10 protein-coding genes and 1 pseudogene are annotated in these 17,102 nt (G+C 54.7%); 4 read left to right on the plus strand and 7 right to left on the minus strand.

All coding sequences use genetic code 11. The features are described 5' to 3' along the window. Nucleotides 1-149: 149 nt before the first annotated feature. The 4 genes and pseudogenes from AC6RNO_RS22240 to AC6RNO_RS22255 all read right to left on the minus strand — a co-directional run. A pseudogene (locus tag AC6RNO_RS22240) lies at nt 150-1,016 on the minus strand (extracellular solute-binding protein); the annotation flags it as partial. 227 nt (nt 1,017-1,243) lie between these two features. Next, nucleotides 1,244-2,842: an ABC transporter substrate-binding protein gene (locus AC6RNO_RS22245; RefSeq protein WP_488437190.1), complete on the minus strand. Its 1,599-nt coding sequence runs from the start codon at nt 2,840-2,842 to the stop codon at nt 1,244-1,246. Nucleotides 2,843-2,896: 54 nt separating this feature from the next. Beyond that, a complete protein-coding gene (locus tag AC6RNO_RS22250) occupies nt 2,897-3,781 on the minus strand; it encodes a carbohydrate ABC transporter permease (protein ID WP_488437189.1) in 885 nt (294 codons plus the stop codon). A 12-nt stretch (nt 3,782-3,793) separates the two neighbouring features. Continuing rightward, nucleotides 3,794-4,720: an ABC transporter permease gene (locus AC6RNO_RS22255; protein WP_474683284.1), complete on the minus strand. Its 927-nt coding sequence runs from the start codon at nt 4,718-4,720 to the stop codon at nt 3,794-3,796. Between the two features lie 207 nt (nt 4,721-4,927). On the opposite strand from AC6RNO_RS22255, the gene AC6RNO_RS22260 reads away from it, so the two are divergent. Together AC6RNO_RS22260 and AC6RNO_RS22265 are read left to right on the plus strand one after the other, a co-directional pair. Then, nucleotides 4,928-6,529 carry a response regulator gene (locus tag AC6RNO_RS22260; RefSeq protein ID WP_497106794.1) on the plus strand — a complete coding sequence of 534 codons (1,602 nt, stop codon included), beginning with the start codon at nt 4,928-4,930 and terminating at the stop codon, nt 6,527-6,529. Further along, nucleotides 6,526-8,337, plus strand: a complete 1,812-nt coding sequence (locus AC6RNO_RS22265) for a histidine kinase (protein ID WP_497106795.1) — start codon at nt 6,526-6,528, stop codon at nt 8,335-8,337. Before AC6RNO_RS22260 ends, AC6RNO_RS22265 begins: the two co-directional genes overlap by 4 nt. Nucleotides 8,338-9,033: 696 nt before the next feature. Here AC6RNO_RS22265 and AC6RNO_RS22270 read toward each other — a convergent pair. Next, nucleotides 9,034-10,002: an Ig-like domain-containing protein gene (locus AC6RNO_RS22270; RefSeq protein WP_497106796.1), complete on the minus strand. Its 969-nt coding sequence runs from the start codon at nt 10,000-10,002 to the stop codon at nt 9,034-9,036. A 21-nt stretch (nt 10,003-10,023) separates the two neighbouring features. Beyond that, nucleotides 10,024-13,668, minus strand: coding sequence for a glycosyl hydrolase 53 family protein (locus AC6RNO_RS22275; RefSeq protein ID WP_497106797.1), 3,645 nt, complete (start codon nt 13,666-13,668; stop codon nt 10,024-10,026). A 247-nt stretch (nt 13,669-13,915) separates the two neighbouring features. On the opposite strand from AC6RNO_RS22275, the gene AC6RNO_RS22280 reads away from it, so the two are divergent. Together AC6RNO_RS22280 and AC6RNO_RS22285 are read left to right on the plus strand one after the other, a co-directional pair. Continuing rightward, nucleotides 13,916-14,971 (plus strand): glycosyl hydrolase 53 family protein, encoded by a 1,056-nt coding sequence (locus AC6RNO_RS22280; RefSeq protein ID WP_497106798.1) that lies wholly within the window; start codon nt 13,916-13,918, stop codon nt 14,969-14,971. Between the two features lie 551 nt (nt 14,972-15,522). After that, nucleotides 15,523-15,768: a hypothetical protein gene (locus AC6RNO_RS22285; protein ID WP_497106799.1), complete on the plus strand. Its 246-nt coding sequence runs from the start codon at nt 15,523-15,525 to the stop codon at nt 15,766-15,768. Nucleotides 15,769-15,992: 224 nt separating this feature from the next. Here AC6RNO_RS22285 and AC6RNO_RS22290 read toward each other — a convergent pair whose 3' ends face one another. Then, nucleotides 15,993-17,012, minus strand: a complete 1,020-nt coding sequence (locus AC6RNO_RS22290) for an S-layer homology domain-containing protein (protein ID WP_497106800.1) — start codon at nt 17,010-17,012, stop codon at nt 15,993-15,995. Nucleotides 17,013-17,102: the final 90 nt, after the last annotated feature.

Raw genomic sequence — 17,102 nt, forward strand, 5'->3', positions numbered from 1 at the left:
TCCATTGATTCGGCTTTCGCGCAAGACCGGATTGCCGAATAGTGCAGGGATGCGGGCTTTCGCATGATGGCAAAAGCCCCCGCACACCGCCTGTTCTCAGGGGGAACAGGGGAGCAGGGGTTAGCCGTATGCTTCATACCGTGGTGGCTTTATTTAGAACTTTTGTTTTTCTCCAAAATGGCGTTTGCGTCTTTGCGGAACTTGGTCGCCGCCTCTTCGACGGATATTTTTTTGTACAAGATTTGCTCCCCTGCGGCTTTCAGCAGTTTCTCGACTTCAATCGAGCCTACAGGGCTCGGAGGGTCCATCGGGCTGCTGTTTTGCTCGGCCCAGGCGACATAATCAAAGATTTTCACTTCATTGGCGCTTAAAAGCGGTTTGAGCGCGTCCTCCACTTTCGAAGATACCGGCACGCCCCGGTCGCCTTTGATCAATTTGTTCGCTTCGATATCGTTGACGAAGAAGCTGATGAATTTGGCTGCTTCCTCCTTTTGCTTCGAACTGTTTGTCACGGAGAAATACATGCTCGGCTTCAGGTACAGCGCTTTGCTGCCGTTGCGTCCGGGCATCGGGTACAGCTCGAGCGGGCGGTCCTTGATGAGGTTGGCAACCGCCAGGAACTGGTTGGACCAGCCGTGGCCCGAGACGGCGTGGCCGAGCAGGATTTCATCTTCCTCCGCTACGCCTTTCTTTTGCGATTCCTTGTCGAGCGAGAGCACGTATCCGGCGTCATACCATTGTTGATATCGTTTGAAGAAATCGATAAAAGGCTTGTCATCCGCGTAGCCGAGCGCGGTTCCGTCGGCATTGTACATTTTTTGATCGAGCGATCTCAAATAATAAGGGAAATAAACTTCGTAACGCTGCGCAAATCCTCCGACCTGCTTGCCTCCTGCTTTTGCCTTGGCGGCTAACGCCTCAAAATCGTCCCAAGTCCAGTCTTTACCCGGCAGGTCGATATTCAAGCTTTTCAGTGTGTTCACGTCCAGCGTCGTTTCGAGCGCATTCACGCCCAGAACGTTTTTTTCATCTCTATTTCCTCCCCTGGTTCTGTTTAAATGCAAACAGATAGCGCTTACATTTTCATTATCCATCTTTTGGGAAGCGTAAAGAATTCAGAAATCGGTTATTTTTGTTAAAAAAACAGTGTTTATTGCGCGAAAAAAAACGGCGGGTGCCGCCCGCGGATCAAACATATCCCGCAAGCGGCACCCGCCGCGCATAAGGTCATAGCCTCAAATTTCTATTTCTTTTGAGCCGCTAAAAACTCGCCGATTTGACGATTGAATTCGTCTACGATTTTTTTGCTTCCCGCATCTTCCAGACGTTTTCTGACGTCTTTGATCTCGGCGTCCGCATCGGATTTCACAACGCCGAAAGTCAGCGGTTTCACGTATTGCGTCAAAATGTTGTTCACGGCCGCAAGCTCGTTTTTCACTTTGCTGTCGTCGAAGTTGAACGCTTGGAGCGGCGCCGTTACAGCTGTTTTGAGCATGTTGTCGCGCAGCTCGTTGTAGTTCGGAATGCCGCCTTCGATCGGGCGGACGAGCTTGTCTTCGCGCCATCCCCAAGGGCATGCGCCCTCAGGAGCATAGTTCGGGCTGTCGGCCAGCAGCTTGATGCTTTTGCCGTCCGCGCCTATGTCATAGTGCTTGCCTTTGATGCCGTAGAACGTCAGGTCGAAATACCGCGGATCGTTGCGGAACAAATCGAGCATCATCAGAGCGCGCTCCGGATTTTTCGAGTTTTTGTTGATCGCAACGCCGTTCTGGATGTACGGCTTCAAATCGACCGGATTGCCGTAGTTGGTGTCTGCCGCAATGACTTTCCAGTCCGGATGTTCTTTGTTCACAGTTGTGTACAAAGAGTTCATTGTGGAGAGGTTGCCGCTGACGATTGCCGCTTTGCCGTTTTTGAACGCGTCGTTGTCGGTCGTTTTGCTGACCATCGCGCTTTTGGACCAGTAGCCTTTGCCCGCCCAATCGGAAGATACTTTGACGCCTTCCGTGAAGAAGTCCGTGTCGTATAAAGAAACCGCCTTCACATCTTTGTCCGAAGCATTGTACCACATGGAGAAGTTGCCGGTGCCGCCGATTTCGAACCAGTTTTTCATCTTGTCCTTAGGCAAGTAGATCGGATAACCAACCCATTGCAAACCGGCTCCGTTGATCGGCAGCAGCCCTTTTTCGCCTTTTGCGACTGGCTCGTAATACTTCGCCATATTGATCGAGCTCGACGCCGCGTCTTTGACGTCCACGTTGTATTTCTCGGCCAGGTCACCGCGGAACAGCGAGATAACGCCCTGAATTTCTTTAAAATTCATCGGCAGCATGTGCACTTTGCCGTTCAGCTTCGACTGCTCCCAAGCTTCCGGGTAAATGCTTGCCGCGGTTTTGGGGGCATATTGTTTCAGCATATCCTGCGTAATTTCCAAAAATCCGCCTTTCGTCGCCTGGGTGTTGTACTGCGCCCAGTTGGCGGTATAAATCAGGTCGAAATCTTCCCCGGATGCGAACAGCAGCGGGTATTTTTGCTGCCAGTCTCCCCAGGACAGGAAGCTGACGTCCACCGTAGCGTTAATGTCCTGCTTCAACATTTTGTTGACTTCGCCGTAGACGAGATCGAAATCTTTGGGCTTGTCCCCGAGCAGATACATTTTCAGCTTCACTTCTTTGGACGTATCGGCTTTTTGGGAGCCTGTCGCGGAAGCCGCAGTCGGCGCCGCGCTGGCCTCCGGCGATTTGCCAGGCTCCGCCGTCTTCGACGACGAGCAGCCGGCCAGGGCAAGCGACAGTGCCATCGGTACAGCAACGAGGCCTTTCCATTTCAAGCTCTTTATCATGTTTGTTTTCCCCTTTCAATTATGTGTATATATGATAAATCGGGCAAGCCGATTTTATCCTTTGACCGCGCCGATCGTAATGCCTTTGACGAAATACCGCTGCACGAACGGGTACAGCAGCACGATCGGGCCTGTCGCTACGAGCGTCATCGCCATTTTGTAGGAATCGGTCGGCATCGTAGGCAAAGAGATTCCCGCTTGCGTCATCGCCGCGCTGACGAAATCGAGCTTGCTCAAAATTTGGTACAGGAAATATTGCAGGTTGTACAGTTTTTCGTTGTCGATGAAAAGCATCGAGTTGAACCAGTCGTTCCAGTAATTCAGCGCGATGAACAGACCGATGGTCGCCAGCGCCGATTGCAGAAGCGGCAAAATAAGCCGCGTGAAAATGGTGAAATCGCCGGCGCCGTCGATTTTGGCGGATTCCTTGATCGCCTCCGGAATCGCGCTGACGAAACTGCGCATGATCAGGATATAGAACACGTTCAGCAGGAGCGGAATAATTAATGCTAGCAGATTATTTTTCAAATGCAAATATTTGACGATCAGAATATACCACGGAACGAGTCCGCCGCTGAACAACGTCGTGAAATAAAAGTAAAACGCGAAATGGTTCCGGTACTTGAAATCCTGGCAGTTCAGCACGTAGGCGGTCATCGCGGTCAATAAGAGCCCGACAGCCGTTCCGACGGCCGTGACGAAGATCGTAACCCCGTAGGCTCTGAACAATTTGCCCGACGACTCGAATAAAATATCGTAGGCGGCCAGCGAGAACGATCGCGGAATGAGCCGGTATCCGTCGGTCACGATCAATTCCTGCGGCGTGAACGAGCCCGTCACCACCATGATAAACGGCAGAATACAGAGAATGGCAAAACTGCCAATGAGCACATAACCGACAAGGTTAAACCATAGTCTGTCTGCTTGTATTTTTCGCATCGGTTTCCCCCCCTAAAATAAAGCGTAATCTTTTTCCACTTTTCGCACGATGGTATTGACTGTCATAATGATGATGAACGAGATGACGGATTGATATACGCCTGCAGCAGACGACATCCCGAATTCCTGAATGTTGAGGAGCGAGCGGACGACGAACGTGTCGATCACATCCGTTGCGTCAAAAACGAGCCCGTTGTCGCCGACAACCTGGAAGAACAGCTGGAAGTCTCCTCTGACGATATTGCCGACCGAAAGCAGCAGCAAAATAATGATCGTCGGCACAAGCGCAGGCAGCGTAATAAGGCGGATGCGTTGAAAAATGTTCGCGCCGTCAATCTCGGCGGCTTCGTACGTCTCATTGTCGATGTTCATAATCGCCGCCAGGTAAAAGACGGTGCCGTATCCGACGGATTTCCACGCTGAGAAGAAGATCAGAATAAACACCCAGGCCGTCGGGTTCGAGTACACGTCGATCGGTTCCATGCCGATGGATTTGAGAAACGTGTTCACCGAGCCGAATTCGTAGTTGAAGAAGTTGTAGACAAACGCGCCTACCACAACCCACGAGATGAAGTAAGGCAAAAATACGGCCGACTGCAGCAATTTGCGGAGGCGCTTGCCGGCCATCTCCGCGAGAATAATCGCAAACAAAATCTCCAGCCCGTTGTTGATGATGATAAAGGCCGTATTATACAAAACCGTGTTGATCGTCACCCGGTAAAGCTGGCCCGATTCGAAAAAGTACTTGAAATTGTCCAGCCCGACCCAGGGGCTGCCGAAAATGCCTTCCGTGTAGTTATACTGTTTAAATGCAATGACAATCCCCGCCATCGGCAGGTACGCCATGACAAAGAAAAACAGGACAGCGGGCAAAATCATCAAAAACTTCACTTTGTTTTTGCGTATTTCTCCGAAAAATCCCCGTCCAATTGCGTTCATCCTTATTGTCCCCTCTTTCTGGCTGTCTGTGCTTTTCATAGTTCTATCATAGGGCTGCGGGGACGCGAAAAAAATAGAATAAAACTATAAAAGTAAGGAATATTCAACACGGTTTGCCGGACGCACACGGGCTTGATTTAACAAGAACCAGCCTATATGATGAATACCATCATCCGAAATTTTCTGCAGTTTTAGGGGGCATCACCGTTGTTAAAATTACTTATTGTCGATGATGAAAAAATGACCCGCGACGGGCTCATGCATTTCATTCCTTGGCGCGAGCTCGGCATCGATATGGTCAAAGACGCCGAGGACGGCCTGCAAGCGCTCCAGCTCAGCATGCAGTACAAGCCCGACATCGTGCTTACCGATGTGAAGATGCCGCGGATGGACGGCATTCAGTTCGCGACGAAGCTTAGAGAGGCGCTTCCTCATTGCAAAATCATCTTTTTGAGCAGCTACGCGGACAAAGCGTATTTAAAATCGGCGATACAACTGCAAGCGCTTGATTATTTGGAAAAGCCGGTCAACCTGGAAGAGATCAAAAAGCATATCCGCGAAGCCGCAGCGCTGCTGCAGGAAGAGCAGTCCCGCCGCTTGAAGGAATCGACGATGGAGCACAAGCTGAGCATGAGCATGACTTTGCTCCGGGAGGAGTTCGCCCTGCAGCTCGCCAGCAAGCCGCTCACCCCGGAGGAACTGGCCGAAGCCCTGCTGCTCACCGGCAAGGACATTCCGCCCGGGGCGGCGCTCGCCTCGGTCGTCGTCAAGCTGCTCGGGCTGGAGGACGCCGCCCTGCACCTGCTGCAGGCCAGCAAGAAGACGCTCTTCGAGCGGATCGAAGCGGTGTGCGCGGACTACGAGCTGGAATGCTTTTGCGGCTTCAAGGACTTGCAGCATATCGTCATTCACGCGTACAGCAAGCGGCTGGCCGATGCCAACCAGCTCGTCATCCCGCTGGGCCGCATCCGCGGAGAGCTGCAGACCTTGTTGAACGAACCCGTGAAGACGTTCATCGGGATCGGGCAAATCGTATACCGCGCCCACCGCGCGCTGGAGTCTTACCAAACGGCGATCGTCGCGGTGCAGCGCCAATTTTTTCTAGGCTACAACCAGGTGACCGTTTACCGGGAGTTCGAATCGCACAAGCGCTCCCACCCGCTCGACGATCACTGGATCGAACAGTTCTCCGCCCACCTTGCGGCCGAGCAGAAGGAACAGGCGATGTCCGTTGTCAAGCAGGCGGCCGGAGAAATCGCCGACAACGAAGACACGCTGGTCAACAGCGCCAAAAACTTTTTCTTCAAAATGCTGTTGGCCATTTACCGGGCAGGGGACAAAAAAAATGTGCCGCTGTCGGAGGAGGGCGCCGGGGAGCAGTTTTTGTGGAACATCATCGTCCAGCTCCATACGTTGGCTGAGGTAGAGCAGTACGTCTTGGGCAAGCTGGAGCGGTTTTTCGGGTATTTGGAGCAAAGAGAACAGGGCGGCTCCATCGCGCTCAGCATTCAAAAGCATGTGCTCAAACATGTCGACGAGCCGGATTTGTCGATTAAATCGATTTCCGATGCGCTGTATTTGACGCCGAACTATTTGAGCCTGCAATTTAAAAAAGAGACGGGCTCGACCATCAACCAGTATATAACCGAATTGCGCATCGAGCGGGCGCAGGAGCTGCTGCGCGACCGCAAGCGCAAGCTTTATGAAATCGCCGCCCTCGTCGGCTTCCAGGATGCCAATTATTTTGCCAAAACGTTCAAAAAACTGACGGGTATGACGCCGACGGAATATAAGGAGAAATACTCATGAGCATGTGGCAGCTGCTGCGCAACTTGAAGCTCAAGCAAAAATTGATGATTTTCAATTCGCTGCTCATCATGATCACGCTCAGCATTTTATCCTATATGTCCTACAAGCAAAGCTCGGAAACCGTCAATTCGGAAGTGCTGTTCTCGACCAAACAGGTGCTGGAGCAAACCGATTCGTTCCTCAACTACAAGTTAGGCAAAATTATCGAAATTTCCGACAGCATCGTAGTCGACAGCCATATGAACGACATGCTGTCGCGCCCGGTCGCGACGTATACGCTATCCGATCAGCTGCGCGATTTTCAGAACTTGTCGCTGAATCTTTCCTCCTTTCAAAAGGTGGACGATATCGTCAAAATCCGGCTTTTTATTAAAGACGGGCTGATTTATTCGAACGAGCAGACGATGTTTTATCCGATCAGCTTGTTTGCCGGCTCCCCGACGGAACAGCTGCTTAAACAAGCTACGGGCAAAATGAAGTGGATTTCCGACGAGGAAGCGGTTCCGGCGCTCCGAGATCCCGAGCAGAAAGCGATTCATTCGATCCGCTACATCAAAAATTTCAGCGCCCTGGACGACAATGTCGGCGTGCTGAGCATCGATATCCGCGAGGAAATGCTGAAAGATATCGTGAAACGGGCGAATACGACGCAAAATGGGGTCGCTTATTTGCAAAATTCCAGCGGCTCCATTATTGTCAGCTCCAACGAGCGGCAGTTGAAGCGGTGGCTGCTCGAAGCCCCCGTCACCCAAAGCATCGCCAATCAGGACGACCCTTGGCAGACGCTGACCCGCAGCGGCGAGAGCGTGCTCGTCGGGGCGAAAACGATCAAAGGCACCGACTGGCAACTCGTCACCGTCGTTCCGCTGGAAGAGATGTACTCGACCAGCAAGAAGCTGCGGCAGCAGACGATCATCGTCATGTCCGTGCTGGTCATAGTAGCCAACATTTGTCTGTATTTCATCTCCAGCTCCATTACGAACCGCATCGGCATCGTGATCCGCAAAATGCGCAAAGTGCAGAGCGGCGAGCTGGACACCGTCAAAGTGGAGACGACCCGCGACGAGGTCGGGGAGCTTGTGGAGAACTTCAACTTTATGGTCGGGCGGATGAAGTTTTTTATAAGCGAGCAGTACAAGCTGGGGCAGGAGGCAAAAAATGCCGAGCTGAAGGCGCTGCAGTCGCAAATCAATCCGCACTTTTTGTACAACACGCTCGATTTGATCAATTGGACGGCGATCCGCCACAACGTGCCCGATATTCCGGAAATTGTGCAGGCGCTCAGCCAGTTTTACAAAATCAGCCTGAACAAGGGCGACGAGATCATTTCGGTGGAAAACGAGCTGAAGCACGTGCAGCTTTACGTCGAGATTCAAAACAAGCGCTACGGCAACGCGATTACGTTCCACATTGATGTCGACGAAAGCTTGTACGACTGCACGATGCTCAAGATCACGCTACAGCCTATCGTGGAAAACGCCATTTTGCACGGGATTATGGAGGGCGATTCACGGCATGGGGAAATTGTCATCCACTCCTATACGGACAATGGGGATATGGTGCTGTGCGTCGAGGACAATGGCGTCGGCATGCCGGACGAGCTTGTGAGCCGCCTGAACGCGAACGATGTTCACGATAAAAAAGACGGCTACGGCATCAAAAACATTAACCGCCGCATTAAGCTGTACTACGGCGAGCAATACGGCCTCCATTACCGCAGCAGCCCAGGCCAAGGCACAACCGTTGAGATTCGGCTGCCGATTGTGCCGCTCGTACAAGACGAGGCGCAAGCGATGCCGGTGAAATAAAAGGATCGCCCCTGGCTTGGCAGCTAAGGGGCGATCCTTTTGCCGGAGCAAGAAGCGGCTCAGGCATTTCCCGCAAGTGGCGGGAAAACAGCTTAGCAAGCTGTTCCTCAACTCCACTTTAGCAGCGGTTTGGAGGCTGACCAACTGTTGCCCCCCCGCGCCGCACCACGCCACACCTGAGCCGATAGCCATAATCTGTCTGGGGGTGGGCGGGTGCGAAGAAAACCTGCAAAAATACATGAATTTGCGCCCTTGATGCGCTGGCCGCGAACAATTCCTGCAATTGTGCAGGCTTTTCGCCGCACACAGGGGCTCAGGTTCATTATCGCCGAAAATTCCTGCACTTTCGCAGGTTTTTCGCCAAAATGAACCATTTCCGCAGAAAAAAACTGCACTTTTGCAGGTTTTCTCCTGTCCTGTCTTGCCAAACCGGCTCTTGATCGCACGACATGCAGCGCAACACCCGCTCAGCTCCCTGCGCGTGGTGTTGCGCTGCATCATGGCGGTCGGTCGAGGCGTTATCCGCGCCAGGAGAAGCGCGCGCGTTAGGACACGGTTACTTTAAGCGCGTCCTCTAGTTCCTCCAAGCCCAGCAGAGTGCCGCCGCTTTCCCGGGCAGACTGAAGCCTCCAACCCCGCTTGAACAGTGGGTTTGGAGGCTTCTTCGCTTGGCTTATTTTCGCATCCGTGCGATGCTTACGGATTGCGGATTTTGCGGGCGATCAGTTGGATGTCCGCCGCATCGACTGTTCCGTCGTTGTTCACATCGGCCGCTTTGGCCTGGGCCCAGCCGGCATTGTCCGAACGGAAGCCTTTATAGTACACGGCTACTGCAAGGTCGCCGACGTTCATGGCTTGATCGTTGTTTACATCGATCGATTTGTACGTCACGGTAATCGATGCTGTTGCAGGAACGTCCGTGCCCTGCACCGAACCGCGCACTTCAAAGCTGCCCGGCTGTTGAAGCTTGGCCGGATCGACCGGCTCCCAGACGACCGGGAGGCTTTTGGCCGTTTTGTCGCTGTACACGGCGGTGACGACGGTCGGCAATAGCGGCAAATCATGGACGATGGAGGTGACCTGAACCGGAGTGATCGCAGCGACCACAGGCGCCTCCGCGGAGATGTCCCCGACTTTGACCAGCGCGACATCGTCCAGCACGCCCCACAGTTCGCCGGGGGACTGGATTCTCATCCCGATTGTCACTTTGCCGCCGGTTACTTTGAAATTCGCGATGGCCGGCTCGGACCATTGCCCCCATCCGGTATTCGCAAAGTTTTGCGTCAGCTCGATATCTCCGTAATCTTTGGCAAAAATTTGCGACAGGTTGGCCCCTGCGTTGCCCTGCACCGCCGCCGTCAGCGTATAAATGCCGTCAGGCACGCCGTACACCGTTTGCGTAACGGAAAAAGAAAAGCCGGTTCCTTTGTAATATTTCAAATATTTGGAACCTGTGTGCGCATTGCCCGATCCTTCATCGCTTACGGATACGGCGGACGCATCGCCTGCAACTTCCCAAGGGTCCGGGCTCCACCCGGCTTCAAAGCCGGGGTTTTGCACGAGGTTGGCCGGGGCATCGGCCAAAGCCGCCGAGCCCGGCATGAAGGCGGAGAACAGCAGGCTTGCGAACAATGCCGCTGCGCCGATCATTTTATGAACCTGCACGATGGTTTCCTCCTCTTCGTTTTATTGGTGCATAGCGCGGTATATGAGAACCGCCGCTTCCGCTCTTGTTGCCGCGTCCTGCGGCGCTATCCGGTCACCGCCGCCTTGCACGATGCCCTGCCGCAGCAATTCGGCTATCGGCGCCTCGGCATACGCGGAGATCGATGAGCGATCTTCGAATCTGCTTAAAACGGCGGCATCGGATGTTCCGGCCTGCACGGCTCTAGCCGCATGAAGCGCTCTCTGCGTCAGCGTCATCATGTCCTGCCGCGTAATAAGCTCACCGGGATGAAATGCGTTATCGCCCGCCCCGCCGGCGATTCCGAGTTTTTTGGCGATGCTGACGGCCTCAAAGTAGTAATCGGCTTGGCGCACGTCGCTGAAATTGGCGTCCGCTTTCGCCGAAAGACCGAGCGCGCGGACGAGCATCACGAGGAAATCCGCCCGGGTTACTTGCGCTTGCGGAGAGAAACTCTGCGCGCCTGTGCCTGTGACGACACCTTTGGACGCGAGAACGTCGATCGCCGGTTTTGCCCATTGAACGCTATCCAGATCGGCGAAAGTTTGGCGGACGTGTGCCACGGTGTAAAAACTGAAATGAGCCGTCGTAAATGAGATTTCCTGCGTTTGGGGGTTGTATCTCGCATTCGGTACGGGAACCGCCTCACCGTCTGCGTTCAAATACCGGACGACCAGATGTTCCGTGCTGCCGGCTTCCTCAGCGCTCGGCTTATACGGAAGCGACACGGCAACCGGCGCATCAGGATTGTGCCACGGGACGATTTTCCCGTCCGCGGACAGCAGCGTCAGCTCCCATACGGGCTTGCCGCCGAATTTTGCAGCGTCCGCAAGGCCGATCCGGACGGTGACATTGCCGCTTCCGACGCCGGCTCCTTGGAGCATGCTGCCCGGCAAGGTCATCCTGCCGAGCGGAGTTGCCAGCTCGACCGATACGTCGGCTGCGGCCGACGTCAACAGCTCCGCAGGAAGTTCCTGCGCGTATGTCTGTGCGCCCTCCGCTTGGGAAATTTCCAGCGCAATACGCTTCTTGCCGCTGACGCTCTTGGCTTCGCTCAGCAGCTGCTTCATCGTTTCGCGGTCCAGTGACGCGGCCGCTTTCTTTTGAACGGCGTCATACACCGCCGTTTGCTTCAGCTTGATCGAGCCGTCGGCGCGTCGCTCCGGCTTATCCGAACTCGCCGAGCCGCCGCTACTGCTGCTTCCAGCGCTACCGCTACTGCCGCCGTTGTTACCGTTGCTGCCATTGTCGCTACCGCTACCACCGCTATTGCCTCCGCTGCCTCCATTGCTGCCGCCGTCCCCCGGGGAACCTCCGGTATCCCCGCTCTTTACGGTGACCAGCGCGCTTCCGAGCGCGGCCGGCACGATGACGAGCCCTTGGGGAGCAGTGCCCCACTCCGCGTGCCCGATGGCGATTTTGCCCGCTCCCTCCGCTTTCGCCTTAAAAGTGAGCTTCGCCACATTCGCAGGCTCCGCGAGCCCGCTGCCGGACGCCGCCAACAGCTTGATCACGCCCGGCGTGCTGCTGTCGATGTCGACAAGCGATGTGCCCTCGGCCGCAGCTTCCGCCTTCACGAATTCGAACCGTTCGCTGTCGTAGTTGATCGTCAAATCCTGTGCGTACACCTTGTAGGCGAGGCCGCTAACGCCGGCTTGCACCGTAAATTCGGCACCCGGCGCCACTTGGGCCGGCGCCGTCAAAGCTGCCGCCGAATGGTCCGTCACAAGGACAAAATCGTCGATATTGCCCCAATTTCCCGTCTCGGCATCAGCCTCGATACCGATCGTGATTTGCCCGTTCGTAACCTCGATTCCTGACAAAACAGGCTCCTGCCAATCGTGCCATTTTGTATTGTGAATGTCCGCCGTCATCGTCGAGCCGCCGAAGCCCGAGGCGAACAGGCGCATGCTTTTTTCCCCGCCGCCGCCCTGCGTTCTGGCGCTCAACGTGTAAGTTCCGTTCTTCAAGCCCGTAATCGTCTGCGAGACGGTAAATTGAAATGCTTGATCGGCATAGTAATGAACGGAGTAATCGTCGCTGTGGGCGTTGGACGGCTCGTTCTTCACTCTGAATTTGGACGTATCTCCGGCAATCGTCCAACCGTCAAAATTCCCCGTTTCAAAGCCGGGATTGCTCACATAGTTGGTTAAGCCTTCTACCGTGACGATGGCAGACGCTTTTTCGGAAACACCCGCAATCGTTCCGTACACGGTGAAAGTTCCCGGCTTGTTCAGCAGCTCCGCATCTACGGCTTCCCATTCGACGGGAAGCTTCCTGACCGAATCCTCCGAATAATCGGCTTTTACCGTCAGCGGAAGCGCTGCGGAGGAGCCTACAGTCACGGTCATATTCACCGGGCGAAGCCCTGTTAACACAGGCGGAACGACTGCGCCGCCGGCGGAAACGCGGTTGAACACGTCCAGAGAAGGCAAAACGTTGCCCTGAAAATCGAACATCGCCTGGTTTTCCCAGCCGCTGTCCGCTCCTTCCGTCCAGCCAGCACCCTTCACCGGAATCCAGTCCGGCTCCCAATAAAAAACGCCGAGTCCTTTGCCGCCAGGCACCTGCGCCACAACGTTCATGACGTCGCGGACGGCCGAGGCTTGTCCCTGCACAGTAGCTTTGTAGCCGCCGGTATTTTCCTCGTTTTCGCCAAAATTGTTGTTCTGGCTGTCGGCATTGTCCAGCGTGTACGCGTAAGCCGTTTCGGCGACAAGCACTTCCTTGTTGTACGTGGCGCTAATGTCGTTCATGTTTTTTTGCAGCTGCTCCATCGTTCCGTGCCAATAAGGATAAAAAGAAAACCCGATGACGTCATAATCGACATTTCTTTGCTTCAACTGGTCGAAGACCCGGTGGTACAGCTCATTGTCCCCGCCGTCGGCGAGATGGATCATGATTTTGATCTTCCGGTCGGCATCGTTCCGGTTCGGATCGTTGTCCCGCACCGCTTTCGCCCCCTGCTCCAGCAAGCGGGCAAAACCGTCATAGCCGCCGATCGTTTCGCCGGCATTTTGCCGCCACGTCTTCCCGTCCGGCCAAATCATGCCGCCGTTCGTCTCATTGCCGATCTGGACCATGTCCGGCGCCGCATTTTGCGCGGTGAGATCGCTCATCACCCGCTTCGTATAATCGTATACGGCCTGCTCTAGAGCCGTTCCCGACAAATCCCTCCACGCATATGGCTTGTACTGCTTGCCGGGGTCCGCCCAATAATCGCTGTAATGGAAATCGAGCAGCACCTTGAGGCCCAGTTCTTTCGCTCTTTTGGCAAGCGCTATGGTCGTCGCTTCGTCGTTGCGGCCTCCGGCCGGCGTGATCGCCTCCCCGCCACCGCTATCGATGCGGCTGGCGTCATCCGGATTGTTCCAAATGCGCAGGCGAACCCAGTTTACCCCATGGTCTTTGAAAATTTGCAAAGCGTCTTTGCGCACGCCGTTGTCGTAATAGACGCCCCCGTGATCCTCAATCTGCTTTAACATCGAAATATCCGCGCCCTTGATAAAATCAGGGCTGATCCCCGGGATCGGATTCACCCGGATCGGCGTCTCCGGCTGAACCGCGGCATATGAACCGGGAACCGGCATCGCCTGGAACAAAGCCGCCGCCATCAGCACAATGGCCAGCCTCTTTCTGATTTTCACGTTTTTCTCCTCCTTTTTGTCGGCTTTGTGCAAACTCCCCCTCATTGTAAGCGCTTCATGACAGAATTCAATCCATTTCGGCGAAGTGGATAGTATTTTCCCTGTTATTATAGTTTTCTACGGTTTTATCTCTCCAGGAAAAAAGTAGGATGTATACTATCCCGGTCGCGGAAAGGAGGCTCACAGTTTTGCAAGCGCTTGCGGTTTGGATATGAATTGCATTTGAACAAAATGGAGGAGAATCGCAATGTTGAGAAAAAGGTTTCGTCTCATGTTCATCTGGGCCATTTGCCTGACTTTGCTTGCGGCTGGTTCGGGGAACTTCGCCGGGCCGGCCCGTGTGGAGGCGGCTGCCGCCTTCGCAAAAGGCGCGGACATCAGCTGGGTTCCGGGCATGGAAGCCCAAGGCTACGTATGGAAGGATAAAAAAGGCGTCCAGCGCGACATTTTACAAATTTTGAAAGATGACTACCAAATCAATTCCGTCCGCATCCGCGTGTTCGTCAATCCGTCGTCCGATTATGGCAACGGTTACATGAACAAGGAACGGGCCGCCCTGCTCGCTGAGCGCGCCAAAAAGCTGGGATTCCGGATCATGCTGACCCTGCACTACAGCGACACCTGGGCGGACCCGGGAGCGCAAAGCAAACCTGCCGCCTGGAAAAATTTCACGTTTCAGCAGTTGATGGACAACGTTTACAGCTATACCCGCGATGTGATGCTCGCGATGCAAGCCAAAGGTGTCACGCCGGAATGGGTGCAGGTGGGCAACGAAACGAATGACGGGATGCTGTGGGAGGACGGCAGAGCGTCCAAAAACATGAAAAATTATGCATGGCTGGTCAACACCGGCCACAATGCGGTAAAATCCGTCAGCAGCTCGACGAAAACGGTCGTCCATCTGGCGAACGGCGCCGACAACGCCGTCTTTCAGTGGAACATCAGCGGGCTTATCAACAATGGCGCCAACTTTGACGTGATCGCGATGTCACTTTATCCTTCTTACAGCGACTGGTCGACCCAAACGAGCAAGACGCTGACGACCATGAACGACATGATTGCCAAATTCGGCAAAGAAATCATGGTCTCCGAAATCGGCATGAGCTACGACCGTCCCGCCGAGGCCAAAAGCTTTGTCGCCGATATGGTCAGCAAAACGAAATCGCTGCCAAACGGCAAAGGGCTGGGCGTCTTTTACTGGGAACCGGAAGCGTTCCCGAATTACAACGGCGGCTACAAATTGGGCGCATGGGGCAGCGACGGCAAGCCGACCGCCGCTCTGGAAGGCTTCCTCCAGAACTGAACGGCAAAAAGACTACCCCGTAGTTTCCCGCTTCGGGGTAGTCTTTTTGCACGCTTCTGCTGCCCAAGCGCGAGCGAATCTCGGGCGCTTCGGCTGTACATGCAAGCGTACCCCGAGCGCTTCGACTGCGCGCGAGCGTATCTCAGGCGCTTCGGTGGTACGCGCGAGCGTATCCCCGGCGCGCGTTACGCTGTTGCGAGGCCGTGCTGCGCAAAAACCGGCAAAAGTCAGGCTGTGGAGACAACGTGCATTGGAGAGTCGTAGCCGCTCTTCCCCGACCGATGCCTCTCCTACATCGGATTGGGGAGCTGAAGTGGGGAAACCTGCGAAAAATTGATAAAGTACCGGGTTAGAGGAACAAGAGAGGCACAGTCAGCTACTCTTCCCCTATCGATGTCTCTCCTACATTGGTTTGGGAGCTGAAGTGGGAAAACCTGCGAAAAAATGATAAAGTGCCGGGTTAGAGGAACCGTAGGGCACAGCCAGCCACTCTTCCCCGACCTATGCCTCTCCTACACGGATTGGGGAGTTGAAGTGGGGGACAAGGCGGCTTGGCAAGGAAAAAACCTGCAAAAGTGCAGGCTTCTTCCTTAAAAATGGTTCATTTAAGCGAAAAGCCTGCGAAAGTGCAGGAATTTTCGGAGAAAATGAGTCTGAGCCTATGTTTGCGGCGAAAAGCCTGCACATTTGCAGGAATTTGTCATGGCCTGCGTATCCATCGGGCAAAAACTGCACTTTTGCAGTTTTTTTGCGCTTGGAGTCTGGCGGGAGGAGATACTTTTGTGCATACCGGGTGAATTATGACTGCATATATTGCCGCTTACGCGGCATAATGACTGTCATTTTGCATCCATATACCTTCTACGTGGGTCACCCGCCAGACTCCTAGGCCGCTCACGTTCCGGCTTGGCTGACCGACCGCCGTCATGCAGCGCAGCGCTGGGAGCTGCGCGCGGTGCGAAGGCGCAGCCGGTTTTTGCTCCGGTCGGCAACGCCCCAGGGAGCGGAAGCCGGTGCGCGGCTACTTTTTATGATCGAGCAGCGCGATGATCATCGTCACGGCTTCCGCGCGGGTGGCGTTATCGAAAGGCACGAACGCATTGCCGTCACGGCCGTGAACAAGCCCTTCTTTGAAAGCCGACGCAACGTAGGCGTGGGCCCAATCCGGTATTTGATCGGCGTCCGCGAAGGAGGACTTCGCCCCTTCCGGCACCCGGATGCCGGCTGCGCGCATGACCATCACGGCCATTTCGGCGCGGGAAATCAGCTTGTCCGAGCGGAACGTGTTGTCGTCGTAGCCGGTCACGATGCCCGCCGACACCGCTTCCGACACGAACGATTTGCCCCATTCGGGAATGCTGTCCACGTCGGCGAAAGCCAGCGTTATCCCGCCGTTCACCGGAACGTCGACGGCTCTGACCAGCATCGCCGTAAACTCCGCTCTCGTCACTTGCCCTTCCGGACGGAACGTGCCGTCCGCATAGCCGTTCACAATGCCGAGGCCTGCAGCTCGTTCGATGCCGCTCTTTGCCCAATGGCCGGCAATGTCGGCGAACGTGACCGGCTTGTCGCTGACGTGCGGCTTCACATTCAGCTGTACATTCGGCGTGTAGTCGGCTGCCGCCAGTTGGCTGTTGACGTTCTTGACGCTCGTCAGCTTGATGGCCGCTTCCCCCTCGCCGATGCTCTCAAACGTCAAAACGGCCAACTCGACCGAGCCGTTTTCGCCCGATTTTGGCCCCACTTTCGTGTGCGCAAAAGTCACTTTACCGTCCTTCACAATCGCCGGAACGGAAAATCCCGTAACCGAGCTGACCGCTTTTTTAAAGCGGAGTTTGCTCGTATCGTATGTTACATTGATTTCATAGCTGTACATATCCTCGATATGCTCCCCTTTAACCGTGACGCGAATATCGGAACCGGCCTGATCGCCGCTGACCGATAAAGAATACGCGGGACTTTCTGCGGCCGCAATCGCAAACGGCAGCAAAGCGATGCATACAAACAACGTGGTGCAAACAACAAGCAGTCTTTTCAACATGTACTAGTCCGTCCTTTCGAGTGTAAAAGTAAATATACTGCCGGATCAAAATAGCGCGAGGCCCGCAGCGTCCTGTCCGATTTGAACACG

It is taken from the genome of Paenibacillus sp. sgz302190, assembly GCF_059820445.1.

Coding starts and splice junctions, on each gene's coding strand:
- AC6RNO_RS22290 (WP_497106800.1), bottom strand. CDS start 17,012: ATGTTGAAAAGACTGCTTGTTGTTTGCACCACGTTGTTTGTATGCATC.
- AC6RNO_RS22280 (WP_497106798.1), top strand. CDS start 13,916: ATGTTGAGAAAAAGGTTTCGTCTCATGTTCATCTGGGCCATTTGCCTG.
- AC6RNO_RS22245 (WP_488437190.1), bottom strand. CDS start 2,842: ATGATAAAGAGCTTGAAATGGAAAGGCCTCGTTGCTGTACCGATGGCA.
- AC6RNO_RS22265 (WP_497106795.1), top strand. CDS start 6,526: ATGAGCATGTGGCAGCTGCTGCGCAACTTGAAGCTCAAGCAAAAATTG.
- AC6RNO_RS22250 (WP_488437189.1), bottom strand. CDS start 3,781: ATGCGAAAAATACAAGCAGACAGACTATGGTTTAACCTTGTCGGTTAT.
- AC6RNO_RS22255 (WP_474683284.1), bottom strand. CDS start 4,720: ATGAACGCAATTGGACGGGGATTTTTCGGAGAAATACGCAAAAACAAA.